Raw genomic sequence first — 26,614 nt, forward strand, 5'->3', positions numbered from 1 at the left:
TTATTCCTTTAAAATAACAAAAGCAATTATGTTAAAATCTGTTCCTTTCGACCAAACTCATGCTTTTTCTTTACTGACAAAGCACAAATCTGAAATTGATGCAACTTCTATAAAAGAACTCTTCGCTAACGACCCAGAGCGTTTTGATAAATTCTCAATCCGTTTTGAAGATATTTTAGTGGATTATTCTAAAAACATAATCAACGAAAAAACGAAAGCCATCTTAGTAGCGTTGGCAAATGAATGCGAATTGGATGATGCTATCGAAAGAATGTTTACTGGCGATACTATCAACAAAACTGAAAAGCGTGCTGTTTTACACGTAGCATTAAGAAATCGTTCAAATACTCCAATTGCAGTTGATGGCAAAGAAATTATGTCAGATGTAAATGCTGTTTTGGAAAAAATGAAAGGCTTTTCAGAAAAAGTAATTTCTGGTGCTTGGAAAGGATACGCTGGCGAAGCGATTACAGACATCGTTAATATCGGAATTGGTGGTTCGGATTTAGGTCCAGTAATGGTGACTGAAGCCTTGAAACCTTATAAAAACCACTTGAATTTACATTTTGTTTCAAACGTTGACGGTACGCATATCGCCGAAGTATTGAAAAAAGTAAATCCTGCTACTACCCTTTTCTTGATTGCTTCTAAGACTTTCACGACGCAAGAAACAATGGCGAATGCGCACTCTGCTCGTAATTGGTTCTTGGCAAATGGTGGTTCAATTGAGAGCGTTGCCAAACACTTCGTAGCAATTTCTACCAACGAAAAATCAGTTGTTGAATTCGGAATTGACGCTGATAATATGTTTGGATTCTGGGATTGGGTTGGTGGTCGTTACTCATTGTGGTCGGCGATTGGTTTATCAATCGTTTTATCAATTGGATTCGAAAATTTTGTAGAATTATTAGAAGGTGCTCATGCCATGGACAAGCACTTCCGTACCGCAGATTTCAGCGAAAACATTCCTGTTACTTTAGCTTTGTTAGGAATTTGGTATAATAATTTTTACGGAGCAGACACCCAAGCAATATTACCTTACGACCAATACATGCATCGTTTTGCAGCTTATTTCCAACAAGGAGATATGGAATCAAACGGTAAATATGTAGGACGTGATGGCAATGCAGTAGCTTACCAAACAGGTCCAATCATTTGGGGAGAGCCAGGAACAAATGGTCAGCACGCATTTTATCAATTAATTCACCAAGGAACTAAATTAGTGCCATGTGATTTTCTAGCACCAGCTGTTTCGCATAACCAAATCGGTGATCACCATACTTTATTGTTGTCAAACTTCTTTGCACAAACAGAAGCTTTGATGAATGGTAAAACATTGGAAGAAGTAGTCGCTGAATTTAAAAAAGCTGGAAAATCTGACGAAGAAATTGCTGAATTGGCGGCTTTTAAAGTATTCAAAGGAAACCGTCCGACAAACTCTATTTTGTTTAAACAATTAACGCCAAGAACTTTAGGAAGTTTGGTAGCGATGTATGAACACAAAATTTTTGTTCAAGGAGTAATCTGGAATATTTTCAGTTTCGACCAATGGGGCGTAGAATTAGGGAAACAATTGGCAAACAAAATTTTACCAGAACTTACCAGCGAAGAAAACATTACTTTACATGATTCTTCAACAAATGCTTTGATTAATGCTTATAAGGCTTGGAGATAAGGCACAGTTGTAAAATTGAAATATCCATAACAAAAAATCCACGTGAGCTTAGCGCAATTCACGTGGATTTTTTTGTTAGTTTCATTACTATCTTGAACCAGTCAGTTTATAAGATATTGGTAAAGTAAATCTTGAGCGAGCATTTTTTCCACGTTGTTTTCCAGCAATCCATTTTCCACTTGATTTTTTTACTACTCTTAAAGCTTCTTCATCACAGCCATATCCTACACTTTTCAGAATTTTATAGTCACACAAGGTGCCATCAGTACAAACGGTAAATTGAACATAAACTTTTCCTTCAACATTTTTCATCTGAGCATCTCTAGGATAATGAAGATTTCCTTGTAGAAAACTAGCATAAGCATTGAATCCACCTTTAAATTCGGCCATTTCCTCAGTATTTTTATAAGCCACCGAATCGGACTCCGTATAAGCAATACCTTCAATTAGTTTACCTTTTCCATATTGCTCAATAAATTCTATCTTATTTCCCAAAGTTTTTCCTATCCATTTTCCTTCTTTTAATCCTTCCTTGATTAGTCCAGTTTCTTGAATGGTATTTTCAAGTTTATCAGAATATAAAGTACACAATCCACTACCATCTTTCACTAATTGATTTCCAAGCGTATCCCAAACTGCAATATATTTTTCTTCATTTAGCTCCTTATCTTTAGAAGAGCTTCTTGTTTTTACATAAAAAAGTTGTCCGTTAGCATGCCAGTTAAATTCTTTAGTAAATGTTATGTTGCTATCGTTCTCTTTTGAAGTATCTTTTTCAACAACCTTTTGGATTCTTCCATTTGGATAAAAAAAATAGTTTTTATCATCTGTCAATCTACTTTCTAGTTGACCATTCTTATAGAAAGAATTAGTAAAAACAGGGAAATTATAATTATTGAAAGCTGTCTTTTGGTAAATCTTCAAATCATCTGTTTTCTTTTCACAAATTGAAAGACTAACTCTTTCAAGAGAATCTAATCTCAAAGGCGAAAAATCTAGGTATTTCGCTTTTTTATCTTCCAAAATGTAATAAGTTATCCCTTTTTCGATAATTCCTGTCAAAGTATCTAACTCATAACGTGCCATATATTTTGTTTCACCATCATCATAAACTCTCTTTTTAGCTTTATCAAAAAGCATAAATACTTCTCCATTATCGTACAAAACCTTTTCCGACGTAAAAAAAGGAATCGAAACAGCTATTCTTTTTTTACCATTTAATCTTTCCTGTAAATTTTTGACATTGATTAATTTGGCAACTCTTAAGGCTTCAGCATCACAGTCACTCCTGAGACTTTTAACAATTTCATAGCGCACTGGCAAATTATCTTCTCCCACAGAAATACGAACCGTCACATCACCTTGGACATCAGCCACTTGAGCCAAGAAAGGAATCTTAACAGTTGCACTGATAAATTTTTGAATAAGGTCGATTTCCTCTGATTGGTTTTGAGCAAAAGAGCTAAAAAAGAAGAGTAATAAAATAAAAACTTTAAGTGTAATTTTCATTTTGAGAGTTGTTAAAATTTATTTGAAATTCATAAAAATATTCATTAGAAAAATTATTGACTCGTAACAAAACTAATCGGCATAGTCATCTTTGATTTCACGGCTTTTCCTCTTTGCTTACGAGGATTCCATCTCCCACTTGTCAATTCTATTACTCTTGATGCCTCTTCGTCACAACCAAAGCCAACACTTTTAATGACATTAACATCACTTAAAGAACCATCTGTAAGAACTGTAAATTGTACATAAACTTTACCCCCAGCATTTGCTCGTTGAGCTTCAGCAGGAAATTTCAAGTTCCGTTGCAGATGTTTTAAAAATGCTTGCATTCCTCCTTCAAAATAGGCTTGTTCATCTTGCATGCGATAAACAGTTCGTTTTTCTTTCTCAAAAAAAGTCCCTTTGATAAATACTCCTTTATCAAAAAATTCTTCATAAACCATTTCACCCTTTGTATCTCTTATTTTCCAAATGCCATCTTTAACCCCAGAAGTTATTAAACCTGACTCTGCCAAAGAATCATCATTTCTTGACTTACAATATTCACAAAAACCTTCACCATTTTTTACAATTTGGTTTCCTAATGAATCCCAAACAGCAAGGTATTTATCTGCCACTTCATCGTTTTCTTGATTTGTATTTGGTATATGAGTAATAATTGAAGCCATCAGTCCATTGGGATGCCATTTTATTGTATAATTCTTGATAAACTTATCTTCCTTTACTATTTTATGAAAAGATGAAATCCTTCCATTTGGATAGTACTCATAGTTTTCATCATTAAAATTTCGATACACAGCTCTTCCATTTTTGTAATAAGATTGGCTCAGAGCAGGAAATTTAAACTTGCTAAATGCTGTCAGTGTGTAAATTTTGTTTGCATCAATTTTGTCAATCAATTCTGAAGAATTTTGCTGAGAACTATCAATCTGTAATTTAGAAACCTCAATCAATGATGGCATTTTATCTTTAATGACAAAATACTCTACATTACCAATAAGTCTTCCAGAAAGCGTATCTACCAAATATCTTCTAGCATACATCGCTTCGCTTCCAAAATGTCTTTTTTGATATTTATCAAAATAATCCATTTGGTAGCCTTTACTATAAAAGACATTGAAAGAATTCAAGAAAGGTACTTCTAAAACAATTCGTTTATTCTCCGCTAATTTATCTTTTAGATGTTTAGGGTGGATTAATTTGACTACTCTAAGTGCTTCTTTATCACATTCATCAGTCAAGTTCTGAACTATTTCATACTTATCTGGCAAATTATTTTCACCCATCGTAACAGCAACCGATACGATTCCTTTGATATTAGCAACTTTAGCCATGAAAGGTACTTGAGTAGTAGCGCTAATGAATTCTTGAATGGGGTCAATTTCCTCTGTAGGGTTTTGAGCAAACGAAGTAAAAAAGAAGAGGGTAAGAACAATGCTTGTTAGTGTTTTTTTCATTTTGAGGGTGTTTGTATTGATTTGGTTGAACAATCTCCAAAAATAAAAATAATCTGATAAAATAATAGTTGCTCCAAAGAAAAACGGCATTAACAAATATTAAATTTATTAATGCCGAAAGCGTTTTATTGTAATTTGCTGATTACTTCTTCAAAAGTCAATTTCTCTTGTTCTCCTGTAATCATGTTTTTCAAAGTCAATTTTCCGGTTTCCATTTCTTCAGAACCGATGATGCAGACATAAGAAATTTTCTTTTTATCAGCATAATCTAATTGTTTTTTGATTTTACTGACATCAGGATAAACTTCTGTATTTATTCCTGCCAAACGTGCTTTTTGCAAAAGTGGCAAAGCAAAATTCAACTCTTTTTCTCCGAAATGACAAAGTAATAATTTAGTCGTTACAGAATTATTTTCAGGGAATAAATTCAATTCCTCTAAAACATCGTAAATTCTATCAACACCAAAAGAAATTCCCACGCCTGATAAACCCGCTACACCAAAAGTACCTGTCAAATTATCGTAACGTCCTCCACCTGAAATAGAACCCATTTGAACCTCTAAGGCTTTTACTTCAAAAATCGCTCCTGTATAATACGAAAGTCCACGAGCTAAAGTAATGTCTAATTCAATATTTTCTTCTGTTTGACCAAAAGATTGAAGCAAATTCCAAACGGCACGTAATTCTTCGATTCCCTTTTTTCCAGTTTCTGAATCTTGTAATAATTCCTCTAATTTGATAAATTTCTCTTGGTTCGTTCCTGAAATTCCAAAAACTGGGTCTAGTTTAGCCAAAGATTCCATTGAAAATCCTTTTTCGGCTAATTCTTCTAATACTTTTTCTTTCCCAATTTTATCTAATTTATCAATGGCAACGGCAAGATTTCCTTCTTGTCCAGCCGCTCCAATCGCTTCCGAAAGTCCAGTAAGAATTTTACGATTATTGATTTTTAAAGAGAAATTGATACCAAGATTTTTGAATACTTCATGAATCATCAATACGATTTCAGCTTCACAAACCAGAGAATCAGTACCTACTACATCGGCATCACATTGATAAAATTCACGATAACGTCCTCTTTGTGGGCGGTCGCCACGCCAAACGGGTTGAATCTGATAACGTTTGAAAGGCATCGCCAAATCATTGCGATTCATTACTACAAAGCGAGCAAAAGGAACTGTTAAATCATATTTTAAGCCTTTTTCAGAAATTTTTAACGTTAACTTCTTTGCTCCTTCATCTAATTCATTTTGTGTAATTTTCTCAGAAAAATTACCAGAATTCAAGATTTTAAATAATAATTGGTCTCCTTCTTCACCGTACTTCCCCATCAAAGTTGAAAGGTTTTCCATCGCTGGCGTTTCGATTGGCTGAAAACCAAATTTTTGAAAAACAGCTTTGATTGTATCAAAAATATAATTGCGACGAACCATTTTATCTGGTCCAAAATCTCGTGTACCTTTTACTAAACTTGGTTTCATGGAGTATAAAATCGGGCAATAAACCCGAGAACGTGAAAACGGACAGGATTGTCCAATGACTACAAAATTACAAAACCCATGAAGTTTTTGGAAACTTCATGGGTTTTATTTCTTCTTAGACTAAGTGACTGAAAGACTTCTGGACGATTGATACTAGTTTTTTTACTTAACCTTACTCCTAATCCTAAAGTATCAAATCTTAAAGTCTAATTATTAATTGCCTATATGTTTGTTTCAAAAAGATATTATTCCTAATTTTGCACCTCAATTTAAAACTCTGTTCGCAATGGCTGTTACAAGACTAAAAAGAAAAGACAGAAGAAACAAGGCTATAGCCACTAACAAAATCAATGCAATTAAGCATTTGACTCAAACTCCAGAAATTAAATTGGTGGACATTGAGGCAATCAAAGCTGAGTTTGCTGCGAAGGCTGCGAAGTAATTTGTACAATTTCTTCTAAGAGATCTAAACCTCGTCTAAATAGACGAGGTTTTCTTTTTTACTCTTTTTTATCTTTATCACCAGTTTTAGCTTTTTTCTCCTCTTTCTTATCTTCTTTTCCACGAAGTACTTCACCTAAATGATTTAACTTTTTAATCTGTTTCATCATTTCTTTTTCCTGCCTGCTAAAACGCTTATTAATATCCATCAATACTCTAAAACGAATCGCTTGTCCAAACGAGAATAGCCCTAAACTTGAGATAATTAAACCATAAAGTCCCCAAATAAACCATCTAAAAAATGGCACATTAGGTTCAGCCCTAATCGTTGATGCAGTTCCTACGACTGAAATACCAAAACCAAAAAGTAATAAACCCATTACGGCACACAAAATCCATTTGGTGCGTAAAGGCATTCTTTTTACTAATTTTTGACCGGGAGCTTTTTTAGGAATATCAGGTTTCATATTGGTTATCGTTTATATTTTTAGAAAATCATTGCCAGCTAGCTCCTATTAGGGTTTCTATTGCCTGAAATTCATCTTTTAAATTATTGGGAATCGTATGTTTTGAATACGTAAAACCATGTTCTTGCCATAAAATTATGGTATAATAATCGGTTTGATAAACACCTTTTGCCATATTTCTTATAATTGCGACTTTATCGGCAGGAAGCTTTTTTTCAACAGTCATCATAAAAAAAGCTTTGGTTTTCATCATCAGTACTTTCTTTTTACCAATCGTTTTAGTGACTACACTTGCTCTGCTATCAATACTTTTTAAAGCTGTTTGTGGCAAAAAAATATCTTGATTCCTTTCTATATAAAAATTACTTCCGTTTGCACGCATCGACCAACCTTTAATCAATTGACTTCTAACCAATTGTATTTTCTTGTCTCGTAATATTACATTCAAATCTAAAACAGCCTGCGCATCTTTCCCTCCACTAACAGTATTAACAAAAAGCATAAATCCACACAGAAAAGCTAATTTTATCCAATTTCTTTGAGTAATTTTCATAAATAAATTATTATTTCGCAAGATATTCTTGAATATTGCCGTTCAGTATAAAGCATGAGATTATTTATCCAGAAACAAGAATAGCTTATTTTACGCAAATTAAAATTAAAATAAACATAAACTATAATTCAATGACGATCAACAAGAAATTTATTTTGGGTTTAAGCCTTAGTTTGGCGGCTTTTTCAATGAATTCTGCCAATGCACAAGATTTCCGTTTTACTCAAAAGAATCCTGATAAACCAGAAGCGACAGAATTCTGGGATCCAGAAGTAAGAGTAGTGACTCCTGGGGCTGTTCCATCTGATGCAATCGTTTTATTTGATGGAAAAAATGCAGACAGTTGGGAATCTGCGAAAGACGGTTCTGCTGCAAAATGGGATGTAAAAGATGGTATTCTGACAGTAGCAAAAGGTGCAGGTACAATTTCGACCAAAAAGCACTTTGGTGATTGTCAATTACACATCGAATGGCGTTCACCAATCGAACCTGAAACCTTGAAAGGACAGCAAAAAGGGAACAGTGGTATTTTCTTTGCTGGAATTTATGAAGTACAAGTATTGAATTCGTATCAAAACCGTACTTACAGAAACGGACAAGCAGGTTCAATTTATAAACAAACGGCTCCATTGGTAAATGCTACGTCTAAAATGGGTGATTGGAATGTTTATGACATCATCTATACAGCTCCACGTTTTACGGCTAATGGTGGTATTGAAACTCCTGCTTATGTAACAGTTATTCACAACGGAGTTATTGTACAAAACCATACTAAAATTCAAGGTGCAACAAACTATATTGGGCAACCAACGAACCCAGTTCACGAAAAAGGACCGATTTCTTTACAAGACCACGGCAATTTGGTAAGTTACCGCAACATTTGGATTAGAGAAATATAGTATTCAGCTTCTTGATTTTTGATAATCAGATATTGGGAATGATTTTTTACCTTTGTGTAAAAATCATTCCCTTTTTTAGTTTGTAACATTTTAAATCATTCAAAACGGAATCCAAAACGTTTCAAGTTTAAATTATGAAATCAATTATTAGCTGGACACTCAGAAATATTCCACGTAAATATCTTCAATTAGTTTCTCACTTTGCTATGAAAATCTATGCCATCTTTTTAAGAGGCACTAGAGTATCCTGTCCAGTATGTAAATCTAAGTTTTCAAAATTTGTTCCTTATGGTCGTTTAGAGCCAAGAGACAATGCTTTATGTCCAAACTGTTTGGCATTAGAACGCCACCGTTTGATGTACATGTATTTACAACAAAAAACGAATTTCTTTCAAGCAAAACTGAAAGTGTTACACGTAGCACCAGAATATTGTTTCATCGACCGTTTCGAGAAAATGAAAAATCTGGATTATATCACTGCTGATATTGAATCGCCTTTAGCTAAAGTAAAAATGGATTTGCACCATATTCCTTTTGAAGACAATACTTTTGATGTAGTATTCTGCAATCACGTTTTAGAGCACGTTGAAGACGATATTCAATGTATGCGAGAAATGAGAAGAGTATTAAAACCTACAGGCTGGGCAATTATGCAGTCGCCACAAGATTGGAGTTTGGCTACTACTTTTGAAGACAAAACCATTACAGACCCTAAAGAACGTGAGCGTCTTTTCAAGCAAGATGACCATTTTAGAATTTACGGAAGAGATTATAACAAACGCTTAGAACAAGGTGGCTGGAAAGTAACAGAAGATAAGTTTGGCGTAAATATGCCACCAGACCAAATCAAAAGATTTGCTTTGCCTAAAGACGAAATTATTTATTTGTGCCAGAAATAATATCTTTTAAAATATGAAATACTTACCCATCAACAACTCGCTATTCATTGAAAACCGTCAGCGTTTAGCACAACTTTTAAAACCAAAATCTATTGCTATTTTTAATTCCAACGACCCAATGCCAACTAATGCAGACGGAACGATGGGATTTCAACAAAACTCAGATTTATTTTACCTTTCAGGAATCGACCAAGAAGAATCTATTCTTTTATTGTTTCCTGATAGTCCAAATCCTGCGCACAGAGAAGTATTATTTTTGAGAGAAACCTCAGAATTAATTGCCATTTGGGAAGGTTATAAATACACAAAAGAGCATGCTCGTGAAGTTTCAGGCGTGCAAAGTATTTATTGGATGAGCCAGTTTGAGGCTGTTTTAACAACTTTGGTCTTTGAAGCAGAACATATTTACTTGAATTCAAACGAACATATTCGTAATCATTCTGTTGTTCAAACTCGTGATGCTAAATTCATTTTATGGGCAAAAGAACATTTTCCTTTGCATAAATTTGAAAGAGTTGCTCCGTTGATGCACCAATTGAGAGTCATCAAAAATCCAATTGAAATTGAGCAATTGAGCGAAGCAATGCGTATTACTGAGCTTGGTTTCAGAAGATTGTTGAATTTTGTAAAACCAGATGTTACTGAGTATGAAATTGAAGCAGAACTTTTACATGAATTCGTAAGAAATCGTTCAAAAGGTTTTGCTTATCAGCCAATTATTGCTTCTGGCGCCAATGCTTGCGTATTGCATTATATCGAAAACAGTCGTCCATGTAAAGATGGTGATGTTATTTTACTAGACGTTGCCGCTGAATATGGTAATTACAATGCTGATTTGACCAGAACAATTCCTGTAAATGGCAAATTTACACCACGCCAACGTCAGGTTTATGATGCGGTTTTGCGTGCTTTTAAATTTGCTAAATCAATTTTAGTTGTTGGCAATTTATGGGATGAATATCAACAAGCTGTTGAGAAATTCATTGAAGAAGAACTTATCGGCTTAGGCTTATTTACTCGTGAAGACGTTGAAAAGCAAAATCCAGAAGCTCCTTTATTCAAAAAATACTTTATGCACGGCGTTTCACATCATTTAGGACTTGATGTTCATGATGTTTGGAACAAGTACCGTCGTTTTGAAGCAGGGATGGTCTTTACAATTGAACCGGGAATTTATATTCGTGAAGAAGGTTTAGGCATTCGTTTAGAAAATAACATTTTGATTACAGAAGATGGTAACATCGATTTAATGGCAAATATTCCAATTGAAGCAGATGAAATTGAAGCTTTAATGAATAAGATTTAAGAACTGTGCATTAATTGAGATGAGTAGTGACTTAAAAATAAATATGAGAATACTTTACGACCATCAAGCATTTACAGGACAGAGATATGGAGGCGTGGCTCGCTATTTTCATGATTTGATGGAATCTTTACTTGAAATGGGTGTCGGCGTGAAATTATCCTTACCTTTTTCAAATAATGAATATTTAAAAAATAGTTCTGTTCGTCGCCCAAATAAGTTTAAGCATATTTTTGGCTTTATGCCTACCAATATGTTGGTTTCCAGAACCAACCGTTTAAACAGTATTGTACAGCTTCAAAGAGGTAAATTTGATGTTTTTCATCCTACTTTTTTTCATAATTATTACCTCAATTATTTAGGGAAAAAACCTTTTGTATTGACCTATCACGATTGCATCAAAGAGCGATTTAACCTAAATCACATCGATAATGCAAGTCATGCACAGAAACAGGATTTGCTGAACAGAGCCGCTAAAATTATTGCTATTTCTGAAAATACCAAAGCAGATTTATTAGAGTTTTATCAAATAAAGCCTGAAAAAATAGCAGTAATTTATCATGCTACTTCGTTCAGAAATCATGAATTGCCCAAAGATTTTCAAGTAAAAACACCTGAAAAATACTTGCTATATGTTGGTGCTAGAAATGACTATAAAAACTTTACTGGTTTTGTTACATCAATAGCCTCTGTTTTAAAAGAACATTCAGACGTCTCTTTACTTTGTGCAGGTGGTGGCGATTTCAATAAAACTGAACATGAATTCATAGCGAGTTTGGATTTACAAAATCAAGTAAAACAATTTAGTTTTCAGAGCGACGATACGCTTTTTTACTTGTATCAACATGCTATCGCTTTCGTTTATCCTTCATTGTACGAAGGTTTTGGAATTCCAATCCTTGAAGCTTTTGCTTGTGCTTGTCCAGTGGTTTTGAGTAATACTTCCTGTTTTCCAGAAGTAGCCCAAGATGCAGCTTTGTATTTCGACCCCAACAATCAAGAAGATATCGCTGATAAAATCACCGAAATTATTCAGAATGAAGCTTTAAGAAAAAGTCTTATTCAAAAAGGTACGATTCGTCAGGAATACTTCTCTGCTGAAAAAACAGCTACCCAAACCTTAAATGTTTATAAAAGTATTCTGTAGCAGCAAACACTTATCATCTCATGTCTTTTCAAAAAACAGTTTTAATCTTTGAACCTGATGCCAGCGGACATCATCCCGGCTATCTGTATCATTTGCTAATTCATTTTTTAAATGAAAAATATGATTTTCGTTTAGCTGTTTTGGTGAATCCAGATTTTTTTGAAAAGCATCCTGCCATTATTCAAAATACTTCAGCAGAAAATATTGAATGGTTAAGTACCTCAGAAACAACTTATAACGACTGGAAAAATAGCAAAAGTGATGTAATCAAAAGAGCAAAATTAGAATGGACAATTTGCGCTGAGTATGCTAAAAACTTACAAGCCATTCACATTTTAATGATGTATTTCGACCATCTTCAACTGGCTTGTTTAACCGAACAAAAACCGATTTGTCCAATTTCAGGCATTTTGTTTAGGCCAACGCTAGTTAATTATCCTGTTAATTCTGTAAAAGAAAAGATTAGTTTTTGGCGTAAATATTTGTTGCTTAAAGCCATTTTACATCGAAAAGCTTTAAGTACTTTATTTTGTCTTGACCCTTTTGCCGTTGATTTTATTCAACAAAATTGGAGAAGCGACAAAGTTAAATTCTTGCCAGACCCCGTACAAGTTTATCCTAACAAAAAATCTATTCGTTTAATAAAGGAAGAATTGGGAATTACTGAAAGCAAGAAAGTATTCTTAATTTTTGGGCATTTAGATGATAGAAAAGGTATTTCAACAGTAATGGATACTTTCGCAAAACTCTCTGATGGTAAAGCAAAAGATGTTTGTTTATTGATTGTTGGTCCTTGGGATGCACAAGAAAAATCGCTCTTCGAACAAAAGCTTGCTGTACTCCAGCAAAAAAACAGCGTACAAGTTATTACTCGCAACCATTTTGTAGCCGACGAGGATATTCAGTCTTTTTTTGAAGTATCAGATTATATTTTGGCTTTGTACCAAAAACACATCGGCATGAGTGCCATTATGGTAAGAGCAGCCAGTGCGCAAAAACCTTTAATTACTTTTAATTATGGCTTGATGGGAAAAATTACAGCTGAAAAACAGTTAGGCTTACTTATCGACGAAGCCATTGAAGATGATTTTCAACATAAATTAGAAGCTCTTCTAAATAGCAATTCACAAATTGGTAATCAAAAAAGTATGAAAGAATTTGCTGATTTGAATCAAGCAAAAAATTATGCAAAAGTGATTCTTGATAGTTTTTGAGCTTTAAGTTATAAGCAGTGAGCGTAGAGATTTTCAGCCTGTTATAATCAAAAAAACTCAAAATTAATATCTCATTACTAAAAGTTTAGAGACACAAATCTTCTAAATCTTCTTGAGTACCTAAAAAAACATTAAAATCTACTGTACCTTTTACACCTTCACACCAGCCACGTTGGTTATGTTGCCAAAACCAAAGATTGGAATTATAACCTTTCAAACTTTCTCTTGAATAATCTGCAATCCAAAGCGGATAATCATCAAAATTCCCTTTAATAAATTTCTTATAAAAATTGGGATTCGTATAAATAATTGGTTTTTTGTGGTAATGATTTTCAACAATTTCCAACCAAGTTTCTAATTCTTCAATAATTTGTTTGTCGGGTTTCAAAGAATTTTGTTCAATATCCAATACTGGTGCCAAATCTCCTTCTTCCAAATCTACAGAATTAATAAAGTTTTTAGCTTGTCCAACGGGCTCACGCCAAGCGATATAAAAATGGTAAGCACCCCGTTTTAGGCCGCTCTTTTTTACTTGTTCCCAATTTCTTTCAAACTGGCGGTCGGCATGGCTCATACCTTCGGTTGCTTTCAGAAAGCAAAAACCTAGTTTTAAATCTTCCTCCGAAAACCTCATTTTTTTTACTTTCTTCCAATTGATAACACCATTATGATGCGAGACATCAATGCCATGAATTTTATAGCGCAAAGGCAAAGTAATTCCTAATTTGGATACTTTCGTCCAACCATTAGGATTAGGGCGTAAGCTAATATAAACGACAAAAGACAGAAAAAGGAAAAGTATAGAAATAAGTACAATCCTTACAGTTCGAGGGAGTAACCGATAACGCTTTCTTAGTAGTTTTAGATAATTCATGTCACAAAAATACAAAAAGGCAAGAAAGATATTTCATCTTCTTGCCTTTTCTAGTCAATGATTTTAAATCATTCAACGATTATTTGTTAGGTTGAGGCGTTGTTCTCAAATAAGGTTTGATGATTGTAAACCCTTTTGGGAATTTAGCCGCTGCATCTTCTGTTTTTACAGCTGGCGTAATGATAACATCTTCACCATCTTTCCAGTCTGCTGGAGTAGCCACTTGGTAATTAGCCGTCAATTGAAGTGAATCAATTACTCTTAATAATTCTTGGAAATTACGTCCCGTTGAAGCTGGATAAGTAAGTGTTAATTTCACTTTTTTATCTGGTCCGATAATAAATACCGAACGAACAGTTGCTTTTTCAGAAGCATTTGGGTGAATCATATCATACAAAGTAGCCACGTTGCGGTCTGCATCTGCAATGATTGGGAAATTCACTTTAACACCATTTACTTCTTCAATATCTGGAACCCATTTATTGTGTGAGTCTAAATCATCTACAGAAACTGCAATTACTTTTACTCCTTTTTTCTCGAATTCACCTTTTAATAAAGCTGTTTTGCCTAATTCAGTCGTACAAACTGGCGTAAAATCTGCTGGGTGACTGAAAAGTAAAGCCCATGAATCACCAATCCATTCATGAAAATTAATCGTTCCTTGAGTTGTTTCCGCCGTAAAGTCGGGTGCGATATCTCCTAATCTTAATGACATAGTTTTAATCAATTTAAAGTTTATAAATACTTACTCTATTGGAATACAAGATTAGCAAAAAAAAGGTTTCAAGATACTGGCTAATTGATATTTTTTTAAGAAGTCGGCTTTCAGCTCTCGGTCATCAGATTTCAGATTTCAACGCTACTTTCTGATTTAATTATATAATGAAAGTAAATAATCAAAAAGCTGAAATCTGAAAGCCAACGACCGAAATCCGAAAACCTACACTGGCTTTTCAATAATAAAGTTATGATTCGTATAAATACAAATATCTGCTGCGATGGTCAATCCTTCACGAACAATTTCCTCCGCACTTAAATGAGGCGCATGTTTACGCATTGCCAACGCTGCCGAAAGTGCATAATTACTTCCTGAACCAATGGCCGCAATACCATTTTCTGGTTCAAGCACATCACCAGTTCCTGAAATAATTAAGGTTTCTTCTTTGTTAGCCACAATCATCATAGCTTCCAACTTGCGTAAATAACGGTCTGTTCGCCAATCTTTAGCTAATTCGATACTTGCACGCTTCATATTGCCACCATAAGCATTTAATTTTTCTTCAAAACGCTCCAACAAAGTAAAAGCATCAGCCGTTGAACCCGCAAAACCAGTTACGATTTTCCCATCTAACATTTTTCTGATTTTTCGCACATGATTTTTCGCAACGGTATTTCCCATCGTCGCTTGTCCGTCTGCACCAATCGCTACTTCGCCATTATGCACTACCGCCAGAACGGTTGTAGATCTAATTTTTTCCATTTTAGGTAATTATTTTACAAGGTTTTAGACACCAGTCCACCTTTTTTACTATCGATTTCGACAGTAAATTTATCACTTTTACCTTTAACAATCCAACGTACTTTTACAACTCCCATTCCCGGAATACTTGGAACAGCAATTGTTTGAGGATTATTGATTTGTTCTTTTGTAAGATTTGTATCTTCATTTTCAACAATCATTCCAGCTACAACCGTTGCATTTTTTAAGCTGATAAAATCGGGACGTTCAATTTTGTATTTTACATCGTGTGCCGAATGCGTTGGAATTACTTTTTCGTTTACAATTGTAGCCGTTACTTCTGTAAAACCACCCGCCAAAGCTTTTTGCTTTACTTCTAATACATCTAATTTCGGCATTTGTGAAGCGTGTAAAATTGTAAAAGCCATATTTCTATGAGCATCTTCTTCCAATAAAAAACCCGGATGCGCTCTTACATAATTTTTCTTCGAACCACCAATTTCAATATCACCATATTGTGGATGTTTGAAAGGCTTCCAAGTAACATAAGCATCGCCAAACAACATCAAACGACTGAATTCATCAAATTCATTATTTTGGAAACGACCCTCTTCGGCAGTTTTATTGAATAATTTATAAGAAGTCATCAACTCAGTAGAGAAAGTAAAAATTCCTCTTCCTAAAGCCAACCAATCTATTTCACCTCCATAAACAGTATATAAATCTTTATAAATCACAAAGTACTTATAACCCGGATTCATTTTTTCACCAATCTTTCCGAAGTAATCATATACCGATGCATCTTGTGTTGAATAAAAAGGTGCATCTTCTTCCGCACCCGGTCCACGCAAAAACATCCCACCATTATTATGATAACTCTGCGCACCTGCAATATTTGGATGAGTCATGATAAAATTCTTGATATTTTGTGTTTCTGACAAAGTTCCCGGATAAAATAATGCCCCACGTTGCACGTAATCTGGCTGCCAATTCCAAGCCCAATCACGGTTCGGATCATAATATCCCAAAACATCTTCGTTGATTAAACCATCGCCATCATTATCAATTCCTTCATAACCAAGCATTTCGTAGTCTCCTTTTTCATCCGCTTTAACAGGAATCATTCTCTGCGGATTTTCTGGATCTACTTTCCAACGACCCGTCGCCGAACGTCTTCGCATCATGACAATGTTGCCATCACCATCTAAATCATCATACTTATCTTCGTCAGCTTGTCCGTCGCCATCATCATCCATCGCCATCATACCCGAACGTGGAGAATTGGCATTGTTAGGATTTTTCAAGAAATCTTCACGAGCATCAGGGTTAATTGTTGGAGTAATATAAAATACTTTATCTTGTAATAATTGCTTGATAAATGGTACTGAAGCAAAGTTTTCAACCAAATACCAAGCTGTGTACATGGCTACTTCTGTTCCTTGAATTTCGTTTGAGTGAATATTTCCGTCGATATAAAAACCTGGTTTCCTAGCTACATTGCCAGTTTTGGTATCACTGATAGTCAATACCCACATTTCTTTGCCTTGATAGGATTTTCCCATCGATTCTACTTTTACTAAATCGGGATACGCTTTGGCTAAATCCTGACAGAATTTCGTAATCATGGCATAATCATTATAATGATTCCAAGCCATTTTTACTTTTGGGTTCGCTGGTGAGCCAATAGCTCTTAAACCAGTAAGGTCATCATTCTGAATTTTCTCTTGAGAAAAAACTGAAAACGAGCAGGTTAAAAGAATTAAGATGATATATTTTTTCATTGATTTATTTCGAATTTAAATTGAACGTTTAAGTAGCCTTACAATTATTTCAAGCTAACATTTACCGTTTTCACCCCAGTTGTTGGGCAACCTGTTTCAATGCTGATTGAACCATTTCCACTGATTAACCAAGAGTATTCTTGTGTTTCGCCAGCAGCTAAAGCACTTCTTAAATTAATTTTCTTGCCAGAAACAATTGCTTGATTTCCTGTTAATTTCAATTCAGTTTTTACTTTCTGAACCCAACGCACTTTGTCGCCAATTTCAGCATAAGTTGGTAATAAACCTGTGTTGATTACTTTGATAGAAACACGAGTAAGTCCCGTCGAAACAGTTTCAGCATTAACATCAACAATTTGTAATTCAGGCATTTGAGATGCTAAAGCAGATACAAACTTCAAATGTTTATTCGCAGATTCTGTTAAATAATTTACAGGAGGATTCATTTTTGCATAAGGAGCGATTCCTCCTACTTCTACGTTTTTACCCACAAAATCCGGATGTTTTATTGATTGCCAATTCACAAAAACATTGCTTAGCTTTTGTGAGTCTGCCCATTTTAAATATTTAATTTCTTCATTATCAGAAGCTTTTGCCAACGGGTTTACTTCTTTTTTGGTAGAATCTTTCGCTACTTGTACTTTGGGTGCCCACCAACCCGGACTTGTAAAACTGAATCGTCCTGCATGAAAATAAGCAGTTTGTGAGAAATTTCCTTTTGTTTGTGGCAAAACTGGAGCGTCTTTCAAACCCGTTTGAGCATTATATAATTTTGAAATTTGCTCACCAACACTTGCATCTTTTTCAAGTAAACCTGTGATAATTCTCTTTGCAGTTTTACTTCTATCAAATTTTATTGCTTCTGTTAAATTGTTCGCAGGACCAAAAGTAAGTACTGCAAAAATGTTATTTGCTTTGTACAAGAAACTCAATAAAGCTTTTGTTTCAGGTTCAGAAGCTGCAAAATCACCAGAACCTAGTGTAAAAATTGGATAATCGTAAGTCATGTTTTTATCAATATTCACGCCTCCGATTCCATCTTCATTAAAAGAACCATCTTTATCATTATCAATACCTTCTGTCAATAATAAATATTTGCCCTTTTCACCTTTTGCTGGGTCGGCTTTTATCAATACTCTTGGGTCTTCTTTACTGATGATAAAATTCCCAGTTGGATCTTCCACACGAATTTGTGTAATAATTCCATCACCATTCAAATCTTCAAAAGAGTCTTCATTGATATAACCATCACGGTCATCATCAGTTTCTGTATCGTTCCCTCCTCTTTCAAATTTTAGCTTTGCAAAAAACTGTTCTTGAGCATCAGGATTCACACTTGGAATAAAGTAAAACGTTTTGGAATCTAATAATTTAGCAATAGAATCTGTACTTGCTCCAGCCAATTTTTCAGCCATTTGTATCGCCAATTCTGTTCCTGCTAAATGAGTACCTTCTACACCCGCAATAATCGCAATAGCAGGTTTGTTATTTGCATTGCCTTTACTGATTGCTAAAGCCCAAATGTCTCGATTGCCTTTACTTTTTCCGATAGATTGAAGAGTAACATTGGAAGCAAATTTTGAACTCAATGCCTTGATTCTTGCAGAAAGCTGTGTGTGGTTTTGGTAAGAATTTTGAGCGGATGTCCATATTGAAATCGACAATAAACCCGACAAAAGGAATAGTTTTTTCATATTTTGTTATGAAGTTTGTTTGAAATGTAATTTAACGCAAAATACTTCTTTGCATCGACTTTTACTATTCTATCTTATGAGATTAGATGTATAGCCCAAGTTCGCAGTTATAAGGAGATAAACAGAAGATGAAATAGAATCGGAAAAGCCATAAAACAAAACAGGTATCACATTAGCTGCGATACCTGTAAACACTCTACTATTATCCAATTTAATATTTTAAATGACTACCTGTTTATTTCTTGGGTTAAACAAGTGCATAATTCCCCATGCTAAAAGGTATGCACCACCACACAAGATAAAAATAATATTATAACCAGCAGTAATATTTCCTTGCGCTTTGTAGGTATCTAATAAATAACCTACGATTAATGGGAATAAAATACCTCCTATTGAACCTGCCATACCACCTAAACCAACTACCGAACTTACGGCTTTTTTAGGAAACATATCAGAGGCTGTAGTAAAAATATTTGCACTCCAAGCTTGGTGAGCCGCAGCTGCTAAACTGATTAACACTACAGCTTGCCAAATGTTTGTACAATATTGTGCAAAAACGATTGGAACAACCGCAATAGCAAAACTCAACATCGCTGTTTTACGAGCTTTGAATACTGGCCAACCTTTTTTGATTAAATAACCAGAAATATAACCTCCGCCAATACTTCCAATGGTAGTTGCAGTATAAACCACGATTAATTCTAAACTTGGTTTCTTTAAATCCAATTGAAAAGTTTCTGAAAAATAAGATGGTAACCAGTAAAGGAAAAACCACCAAATTGGGTCAGTAAGCATTTTACCAAAAATAAATGCCCAAGTCTGACGAATGCCTAACAAATTTACCCATTTTACTGGTTCTTCATGCGAAGTATCTGGTTCATTATCTGACTGAATATACAATAATTCTTCTTTAGATAATTTATTTTGTCTAGCTGGTAATTCATAGCCAATCCACCAAAAAATTAACCAAATAAAACCGACACCACCAGTAATGATAAAAGCAACCTGCCAACCAAAAGTAGCTAAAATAAACGGAACCATTAAAGGAGCCGCTACTGCACCAATATTAGCACCAGAATTAAAAATACCAGTAGCTAAAGCTCTTTCTTTTTTAGGAAACCATTCTGCTACACTTTTGATAGCTGCTGGAAAATTTCCACCTTCGCCCAAACCTAATAATGAACGAAATACGCCAAAACCAAAAGTACTTCCGGCAAAAGCTGTTAAAACACCCGCAGTACTCCACCAAGCTACAGCGATAGCATAACCTAATTTTGTACCAATTTTATCAATAAATCCACCAAAAATCATTAACCCAACGGCATAAGCTGCTTGAAATGCCATCACTAAATTACCGTAATCACTTTCAGTCCAGCTAAATTCTTTTTCTAGTGTTGGTTTTAACAAAGCAATTACTTGTCTGTCAAGATAACTAATTGTGGTCGCAAAAAATAGCAACGCTACTACTCTCCAACGGTATTTACCTAGGGTATTTTCCATGAATTTTTATAAAATGAGGTAAGCTAAATAAGAGTTATGAATGATGAGTGATGAATGGTGAACAGGTCTGAAATATTGATTTATTCACAAAAAACATCGTTCATTTTCCATAGACTACTTAATTTAAAAGATTATTTTTTAGATTTTAAACCTTCAACATATTCCATCAAAGAGGCTACTGTATGAGTCAATTCATCAAATTTAGCACTTGCCAATAAACTAGCAGGGAATAACTGAGAACCCATTCCTACCGCTGTTACACCAGCAGAGAACCATTGTTTTAAACTTTCTTCTGTAGGTTCTACGCCACCCGTTACCATTACTTTCACGTTTGGCATTGGTCCTTTCATTGATTTTACAAAACCAGGGCCAACAACGTTTCCTGGGAAAATCTTCACGATTTCTGCACCTAATTGCGTAGCTGAGTAAATCTCATTCAAAGTAGCTGCTCCTGGAAACCAAGCTACTGCATTTTCTTGACAAAATGCTCCAACTTCTGCTGTGATGACAGGTTGAACAACAAAATCAGCACCAACTTCTATAAAAATTTTAGCTTGTTCTACTGTAAAAATTGTACCAATCCCTAATGCCATTTCTGGGCAATTCTCACGAATAAAAGGGTAAATCGCTTTAAAAACATCTAAGGCTTTTGCTCCACGATTGGTAAACTCAAAAGCACGCATTCCACCATCGTAGCAAGCTTTGATTACATTTTGAGTTAACGCAATGTCTTCATGATAAAACACTGGAACTACTGGAAAATCAGCCAGTAATTGATTTAATATTTTGGGTTGAAAAAAAGCCATGCTTGTTTTTTAATTTTTTAAGAAAATTGTTTGTCCATTTCTTTACAGCATTCCTCAATGGCTTCAACCATGCTCGACGAACCAATGTATAATGGCGAGCGTTGGTGAAGATTTTGAGGCTGTATTTCTAAAATTCTCTGTTTACCGTCCGAAGCTTTTCCTCCTGCTTGTTCAATAATAAAAGCTAGAGGTAAACATTCATAAAGTAACCTTAATTTACCATCAAGGTTATGACGAGTTGGAGGGTATAAATATACTCCACCTTTCAAAAGATTTCTATGAAAATCTCCAACCAAAGAACCAATGTATCTACCTGAGTATCTTTTTTGTTTACACTCTGTCAAATACTCTTGAATACATTCAGGGAAATCATAGAAATTACCTTCATTGCAAGAGAAAATTGTTCCTTCTTGATTTACTTGCATCTGTGGATGAGAAAGGAAATACTCTCCCAAAGAATTATCATAAGTAAATCCGTTTACTCCTTTACCAGTTGTATAAACTAAAATGGTTGAAGAACCATATAAAATATACCCAGCCGCTACTTGCTCGTCACCTCTTTGGATACAATCCTTTAAAGAAGGTACTGAACCGATAGGTGTTTTTCTACGAAAAATTGAAAAAATTGTACCAATTGAAACGTTAGAATCAATATTCGATGAACCATCCAGCGGGTCAATTGCTACGACATACTTAGCATGATTATTTCCAGTCAGAATGATTTCGGGTTCTTCCTCCGAAATGATAGCACAAACTTCTCCACCATTTTTAAGGGCTCTCAAAAAACGAATATCAGCAATGACATCCAATTTTTGTTGGGCTTCACCTTGTACATTTTGCGAACCTAACAGCCCTGTTACATCAGCCAATCCAGCACGATTGATTTCTCGATTCAGGATTTTACTTGCCAAAGCAATATCTCTCAATAATTGCGACAATTCCCCAGAAGCAAATTGAAATGCTTCTTGATTGCGCATAATGAATCGATCTAAAGTAATACCAACAGGTAAAGCTAAGTTTTCATTTTTCATAAAAAAAGCCAATATTAATTGTTAAACAAATAGGTTATTTCAAGTTTACGAGCTGGTTTTGAATACAACTCGTAAACGTCAATGACTAAAGGTAATTTTCAAGAATTAATTTTACTGCTTCCACTTTTTGTTGGGTTGCATCGCCGTACTCTTGGAGTTTTCCATAAGCAGCGGCAGCGGCAAAATTGATTACTTCTTGAGCTTCTTGTTTCTGAGATAAACCATAAATTAAGCCTCCCATAAAACAATCTCCACTTCCGATTTTATCTACTACTGAATCAGCAAAAAATACTGGTGACTGATATTGATTTCCCTCTGTAAAAAGAGTTGTATAATATTCAATGCCCGTTTTGTTGTGATCAAATCTATACGTATTGGCTACAAATTTACATTTTGGAAATGCCTTTTGAATGGCTTCGGAAGTTGCTTTCCCATGTGCTGGATAATCATAAGCATCCTGTTTTTCCAAACTTGTTAATAATAATGGGTCAATTTCTATCCCTAATAAAGTATTGGCGGCCCAAAGATTACCCATGATTACATCACAATACTGTGCTAATTCTGGCATAATTTCAGTTGGCTTTTTGCCGTATTTCCATAGTTTTGAACGGTAATTCAAATCTACAGAAATAGTAATATTCATTTCTGAGGCTACTTTCAATACTTCCAAACAAACATCGGCCGCATCTTGATTTAAAGCTGGACTAATGGCACTGAAGTGAAACCAAGAAACATCTTTCAAAACTGTTTTCCAATCAATTTGACCAACTTTCAAAGAGGCAAATGAAGAGTATGCTCTGTCATAAATCACTCCTGCATTCTTTAAATCAGCTCCTTGTGGAAGATAATACGTTCCAATTCTTTCACCAGAAGTATTTATAACCGAAGTATCAATGCCTTTATCAGCTATGTAATTTTTAATATCGTTCGCTAAAGAATTTTCAGGTAATGCCGTAAAATAACTCGCATTGATTCCCCAATTTGCTAAAGCCGTAGCCACGTTCAATTCTGCTCCGCCTACAAAAACTGGCATTGAGGTTTCTTTTATCCAAACGCCATTAGCTTTTGGTGAAAGACGCAATAATAATTCTCCGAAACAACAAACTTTGTTCATGATATATCAGCAGTGAGCTGTGAGCCTCTAGCCATGAGCTTAAGAACTCATCGCTCATTTCTCATCGCTAATAGCTCAAAGCTTACATCAATTTAAAATTTAAAATACTCCTTTGCATTATTATAACAGATATTCTGAACCATTTTACCGATCCATTCAATATCGTTTGGTAATTCACCATTTTCGATTTCGTTTCCTAATAAATTACAAAGAATTCTACGGAAATATTCATGGCGAGGGAACGATAAGAAGCTACGTGAATCTGTTAACATTCCCACAAAGCGACTCAATAATCCCATGTTCGACAATGCATTCATTTGTCTTTCCATGCCATCTTTTTGGTCTAAAAACCACCAACCAGAACCGAACTGAATTTTACCAGCTACAGAACCATCATTGAAATTTCCAATCATAGTTGCCATTAACTCGTTGTCACGTGGGTTAAGGTTGTAAATAATTGTTTGCGCCAATTGGTCGTATTCATCTAAACGACCTAAAAACTTAGATAAAGAAGCTGCCTGAGAGAAATCTCCGATTGAATCCCAACCAGTATCTGGACCTAATAAGCGCATTGCACGAGTATTGTTATTTCTCAAAGCACCTAAGTGGAACTGCTGAGTCCAACCTAATCCATGATAAATTACACCTAATTGATGTAAAATTGCCGATTTGAATAATAGAGACTCTTCAGCACTGATTGATTCGCCCGCTATTTTTTTCTTCAATACTTTATTAGCATCTTCTTCGGTGAAATCTGCTGCATAAATTTGCTCCAAACCGTGGTCAGCTAATCTTCCACCCATTGAAGCAAAGAATTCTGCACGAGTTTTCAAAGCTGAAACTAAAGCTTCAAAACTACTGATTTCAGTATTGACAAGTACTCCTAATTTCTCAATGAATGAAGCATAATTAGGATTATCAATTAAAATAAATCTGTCTGGACGAAATGTTGGTAATACTTTAGTATCCAAAGTTCCATCTTCTTTAATAGCTTGGTGATATTCTAATGAATCTAAAGGGTCGTCTGTAGTACAGGCAACTTTTACATTCATTTTACTTAATAAACCTCTAACGGCATATTCTGGTGACTGTAATTTTTCAGAACACTCATCAAAAATTTTACGAGCCGACGATGGATTTAAAATTTCATGTACATCAAAATAACGCTGTAATTCAAGGTGAGTCCAGTGATACAAAGGATTTCTCATTGTATATGGAACCGTCTCAGCCCATTTTTCAAACTTCTCATAATCAGATTTATCACCTGTACAATAGCTTTCATTGATACCATTCGCACGCATTGCACGCCATTTGTAGTGGTCGCCATAAAGCCAAATCTGTGATAAATTTCCAAAACTTTTGTTCTGAGCAATTTGGTCTGGTGGCAAATGGTTATGATAATCAATAATTGGCATCTCTTTAGCAAACTCATGATACAGTTTACTAGCAGTTGCAGTTTGTAAAAGGAAATCTTCGTCTAAGAATGTCTTCGTGTACAGCATTTTTGTTAAAATTTTGATTTAGTATTGAGAAATTAAATAAACGAGGATTGATTTTGAATCTTAAAATTGAAAATCAATCCTCGATACTCAATTTTCAATCCTATAAAGATACTCCTCGTTTCCAAGGAATAAAATCATCTTGTCCATTTCTAACGGCACAAATTTCAATTTCGCCACTAGCTACTTTTATTGCGTATTCTAAAATACGTTCGCCAGCCTCCTCAATCGTTTCTTCACCTTCAATAATTGTACCCGTGTTGATGTCGATAATGTCTGACATCTTTTCGAATAACTTTGTATTTGTTGCAATTTTCACAACCGGAGCAATAGGATTTCCTGTTGGCGTTCCTAAACCAGTGGTAAATAAAACAAGGTTTGCACCCGATGCTACTTCAGCAGTTGTCGATTCCACATCGTTACCCGGTGTACATAAAAGAGTCAATCCTGCTTTTTTTACTGGTTCTGGATAATCTAAAACAGAAGTAACTGGAGAAGTTCCTCCTTTTTTAGCCGCACCAGCCGATTTAATAGCGTCGGTAATCAAGCCATCTTTGATATTTCCAGGCGAAGGATTCATATCAAAACCTGACCCTACAGCCTTAGCACGGTCGTTATAAGTATTTACTAAATGACTGAACAATTTAGCATCTTCTGGGTCTAAACAACGGTCAGTTAATTCTTGCTCAACACCGCACAATTCTGGGAATTCAGCTAAAATTACCGAACCACCTAAACCAATCAATAAATCTGAAGTATAACCGATTGCTGGGTTTGCTGAAATACCAGAGAACCCATCAGAACCTCCGCACTCTAAACCAATACATAATTTACTTAATGGTGCTGGTTTACGGGTATTTTGGTTTGCTTCAATCAATCCAACAAAAGTTTGTTTCAATGCCTGAGCCATCAATTCAGACTCTGTACCAATATTTTGTTGTTCTAAAATATATAAAGGCTTTTTGAAGTCAGCATCACGTTTAGCAATTTCTTCTTGTAGAATACTCGCTTGTGCATTCTGGCAACCTAAACTTAATACTGTAGCACCTGCGCAGTTTGGATGCGTGATATAACCCGCTAATAATCCACAAAGTGCTTGAGCATCTTGACGAGTACCACCACAACCGCCATCGTGTAGCAAGAATTTTACGCCATCAACATTTGGGAAAAGTTTTTGCTTAGCGTCTTTCTCTCCTTGACTTTGTAAATCTGCTTGTAAAATTTCTTCAATCGTTTTTCCTGCTTTGTATAATGCAATCAAATCATGTGTTTGACTTTGATATTCATGTTTACGAGCATAACCTAAATCATCTACCAAAGCTTCACGAAGTACTTCAATATTACGGTTTTCACAAAATACCAATGGAATTACTAACCAATAATTAGCCGTTCCAACGCTACCATTAGCACGATGATAACCGTTGAAAGTTTTGCCTTCAAATTTTGTTAAAGATGGTGCTTCCCAAGCAGCATGGTTTTCACGTAATTCAAAAGAATCTACCGCATGTTTTACATTGAAAATATTGATACTTCCACCTTTTTTGATAAATGATTGAGCTTTCCCTACTAATACATTGTACATTCTAATCTCTGCTCCTACTTCAAAATCTTGCATAGCAAATTTATGTTTAGCAGCAATATCTTCTGTCAGTGTATAAGTCTGACCATCCAATTCCACAGTCTGACCTTTCGATAAATCTGCTAAAGCGACAATCACGTTGTCGTTCGGATGAATTTTTAAAACGTTTCTTTTCACGATGAATATTTGATGATTGGTTAAAATTTTAATTCTTTGAGTTCACAGAATAATT

The 26,614-nt window shown here is 34.9% G+C and carries 23 protein-coding genes; 7 read left to right on the top strand and 16 right to left on the bottom strand.

The annotated features are described in order from the left end of the window. The first annotated feature begins 28 nt into the window (after nt 1-28). The gene (gene pgi, locus VB798_RS18295) at nt 29-1,675 is read left to right on the top strand and encodes a glucose-6-phosphate isomerase (RefSeq protein WP_323260976.1); all 1,647 of its coding nucleotides are present in this window, start codon (nt 29-31) and stop codon (nt 1,673-1,675) included. An 87-nt stretch (nt 1,676-1,762) separates the two neighbouring features. Here pgi and VB798_RS18300 read toward each other — a convergent pair whose 3' ends face one another. From VB798_RS18300 to hisS, 3 genes are all read right to left on the bottom strand, one after another. Beyond that, nucleotides 1,763-3,184, bottom strand: coding sequence for an energy transducer TonB (locus VB798_RS18300; RefSeq protein ID WP_323260978.1), 1,422 nt, complete (start codon nt 3,182-3,184; stop codon nt 1,763-1,765). Between the two features lie 53 nt (nt 3,185-3,237). Beyond that, a complete protein-coding gene (locus VB798_RS18305) occupies nt 3,238-4,641 on the bottom strand; it encodes an energy transducer TonB (RefSeq protein ID WP_323260980.1) in 1,404 nt (467 codons plus the stop codon). Nucleotides 4,642-4,766: 125 nt separating this feature from the next. Continuing rightward, a complete protein-coding gene (gene hisS / locus VB798_RS18310) occupies nt 4,767-6,122 on the bottom strand; it encodes a histidine--tRNA ligase (protein WP_323260981.1) in 1,356 nt (451 codons plus the stop codon). A gap of 286 nt (nt 6,123-6,408) precedes the next feature. On the opposite strand from hisS, the gene VB798_RS18315 reads away from it, so the two are divergent. Then, entirely contained in the window at nt 6,409-6,564 is a 156-nt protein-coding gene (locus VB798_RS18315; protein ID WP_309918619.1) for a hypothetical protein, read from the top strand. A gap of 58 nt (nt 6,565-6,622) precedes the next feature. Here the strand turns inward: VB798_RS18315 and VB798_RS18320 are convergent, their stop codons facing one another. Both VB798_RS18320 and VB798_RS18325 read right to left on the bottom strand, forming a co-directional pair. Continuing rightward, the gene (locus tag VB798_RS18320; RefSeq protein WP_323260983.1) at nt 6,623-7,030 is read right to left on the bottom strand and encodes a hypothetical protein; all 408 of its coding nucleotides are present in this window, start codon (nt 7,028-7,030) and stop codon (nt 6,623-6,625) included. 28 nt (nt 7,031-7,058) lie between these two features. After that, nucleotides 7,059-7,583 carry a hypothetical protein gene (locus tag VB798_RS18325; protein ID WP_323260985.1) on the bottom strand — a complete coding sequence of 175 codons (525 nt, stop codon included), beginning with the start codon at nt 7,581-7,583 and terminating at the stop codon, nt 7,059-7,061. 131 nt (nt 7,584-7,714) lie between these two features. On the opposite strand from VB798_RS18325, the gene VB798_RS18330 reads away from it, so the two are divergent. The 5 genes from VB798_RS18330 to VB798_RS18350 all read left to right on the top strand — a co-directional run bounded on the left by VB798_RS18330 (nt 7,715) and on the right by VB798_RS18350 (nt 13,045). Further along, a complete protein-coding gene (locus tag VB798_RS18330; protein WP_323260987.1) occupies nt 7,715-8,482 on the top strand; it encodes a 3-keto-disaccharide hydrolase in 768 nt (255 codons plus the stop codon). Nucleotides 8,483-8,616: 134 nt separating this feature from the next. Beyond that, nucleotides 8,617-9,381: a class I SAM-dependent methyltransferase gene (locus VB798_RS18335; RefSeq protein ID WP_323260989.1), complete on the top strand. Its 765-nt coding sequence runs from the start codon at nt 8,617-8,619 to the stop codon at nt 9,379-9,381. A gap of 13 nt (nt 9,382-9,394) precedes the next feature. Continuing rightward, nucleotides 9,395-10,687: an aminopeptidase P family protein gene (locus VB798_RS18340; protein WP_323260991.1), complete on the top strand. Its 1,293-nt coding sequence runs from the start codon at nt 9,395-9,397 to the stop codon at nt 10,685-10,687. Between the two features lie 43 nt (nt 10,688-10,730). Next, nucleotides 10,731-11,831 (top strand): glycosyltransferase family 4 protein, encoded by a 1,101-nt coding sequence (locus VB798_RS18345; protein WP_323260993.1) that lies wholly within the window; start codon nt 10,731-10,733, stop codon nt 11,829-11,831. A 20-nt stretch (nt 11,832-11,851) separates the two neighbouring features. Continuing rightward, nucleotides 11,852-13,045 (top strand): glycosyltransferase, encoded by a 1,194-nt coding sequence (locus VB798_RS18350; protein ID WP_323260995.1) that lies wholly within the window; start codon nt 11,852-11,854, stop codon nt 13,043-13,045. Nucleotides 13,046-13,130: 85 nt separating this feature from the next. Here VB798_RS18350 and VB798_RS18355 read toward each other — a convergent pair whose 3' ends face one another. The 11 genes from VB798_RS18355 to VB798_RS18405 form a co-directional block, all read right to left on the bottom strand. Next, nucleotides 13,131-13,919, bottom strand: coding sequence for a glycoside hydrolase family 25 protein (locus VB798_RS18355; RefSeq protein ID WP_323260997.1), 789 nt, complete (start codon nt 13,917-13,919; stop codon nt 13,131-13,133). 79 nt (nt 13,920-13,998) lie between these two features. Next, nucleotides 13,999-14,634 (bottom strand): peroxiredoxin, encoded by a 636-nt coding sequence (locus tag VB798_RS18360; protein ID WP_323260999.1) that lies wholly within the window; start codon nt 14,632-14,634, stop codon nt 13,999-14,001. A 225-nt stretch (nt 14,635-14,859) separates the two neighbouring features. Next, nucleotides 14,860-15,399: an ATP-dependent protease subunit HslV gene (gene hslV / locus VB798_RS18365; RefSeq protein ID WP_184131466.1), complete on the bottom strand. Its 540-nt coding sequence runs from the start codon at nt 15,397-15,399 to the stop codon at nt 14,860-14,862. A 14-nt stretch (nt 15,400-15,413) separates the two neighbouring features. Then, nucleotides 15,414-17,159: a M14 family metallopeptidase gene (locus VB798_RS18370; RefSeq protein WP_323261002.1), complete on the bottom strand. Its 1,746-nt coding sequence runs from the start codon at nt 17,157-17,159 to the stop codon at nt 15,414-15,416. Between the two features lie 44 nt (nt 17,160-17,203). After that, nucleotides 17,204-18,853 (bottom strand): M14 family metallopeptidase, encoded by a 1,650-nt coding sequence (locus VB798_RS18375; RefSeq protein ID WP_323261004.1) that lies wholly within the window; start codon nt 18,851-18,853, stop codon nt 17,204-17,206. Nucleotides 18,854-19,072: 219 nt separating this feature from the next. Further along, on the bottom strand, nt 19,073-20,353 hold the full coding sequence (locus tag VB798_RS18380; protein ID WP_323261006.1) for an MFS transporter: 1,281 nt from the start codon (nt 20,351-20,353) through the stop codon (nt 19,073-19,075). A 131-nt stretch (nt 20,354-20,484) separates the two neighbouring features. After that, entirely contained in the window at nt 20,485-21,159 is a 675-nt protein-coding gene (locus VB798_RS18385; protein ID WP_323261008.1) for a bifunctional 4-hydroxy-2-oxoglutarate aldolase/2-dehydro-3-deoxy-phosphogluconate aldolase, read from the bottom strand. A 17-nt stretch (nt 21,160-21,176) separates the two neighbouring features. Then, entirely contained in the window at nt 21,177-22,190 is a 1,014-nt protein-coding gene (gene fbp / locus VB798_RS18390; protein WP_323261010.1) for a class 1 fructose-bisphosphatase, read from the bottom strand. An 85-nt stretch (nt 22,191-22,275) separates the two neighbouring features. Then, nucleotides 22,276-23,304, bottom strand: coding sequence for a sugar kinase (locus tag VB798_RS18395; protein WP_323261011.1), 1,029 nt, complete (start codon nt 23,302-23,304; stop codon nt 22,276-22,278). A 92-nt stretch (nt 23,305-23,396) separates the two neighbouring features. Beyond that, nucleotides 23,397-24,806, bottom strand: a complete 1,410-nt coding sequence (gene uxaC, locus VB798_RS18400; protein ID WP_323261013.1) for a glucuronate isomerase — start codon at nt 24,804-24,806, stop codon at nt 23,397-23,399. Between the two features lie 100 nt (nt 24,807-24,906). After that, the gene (locus VB798_RS18405) at nt 24,907-26,559 is read right to left on the bottom strand and encodes a UxaA family hydrolase (RefSeq protein ID WP_323261015.1); all 1,653 of its coding nucleotides are present in this window, start codon (nt 26,557-26,559) and stop codon (nt 24,907-24,909) included. Nucleotides 26,560-26,614: the final 55 nt, after the last annotated feature.

This window comes from Arcicella lustrica (assembly GCF_034930985.1).
Lineage (GTDB): Bacteria > Bacteroidota > Bacteroidia > Cytophagales > Spirosomataceae > Arcicella > Arcicella lustrica.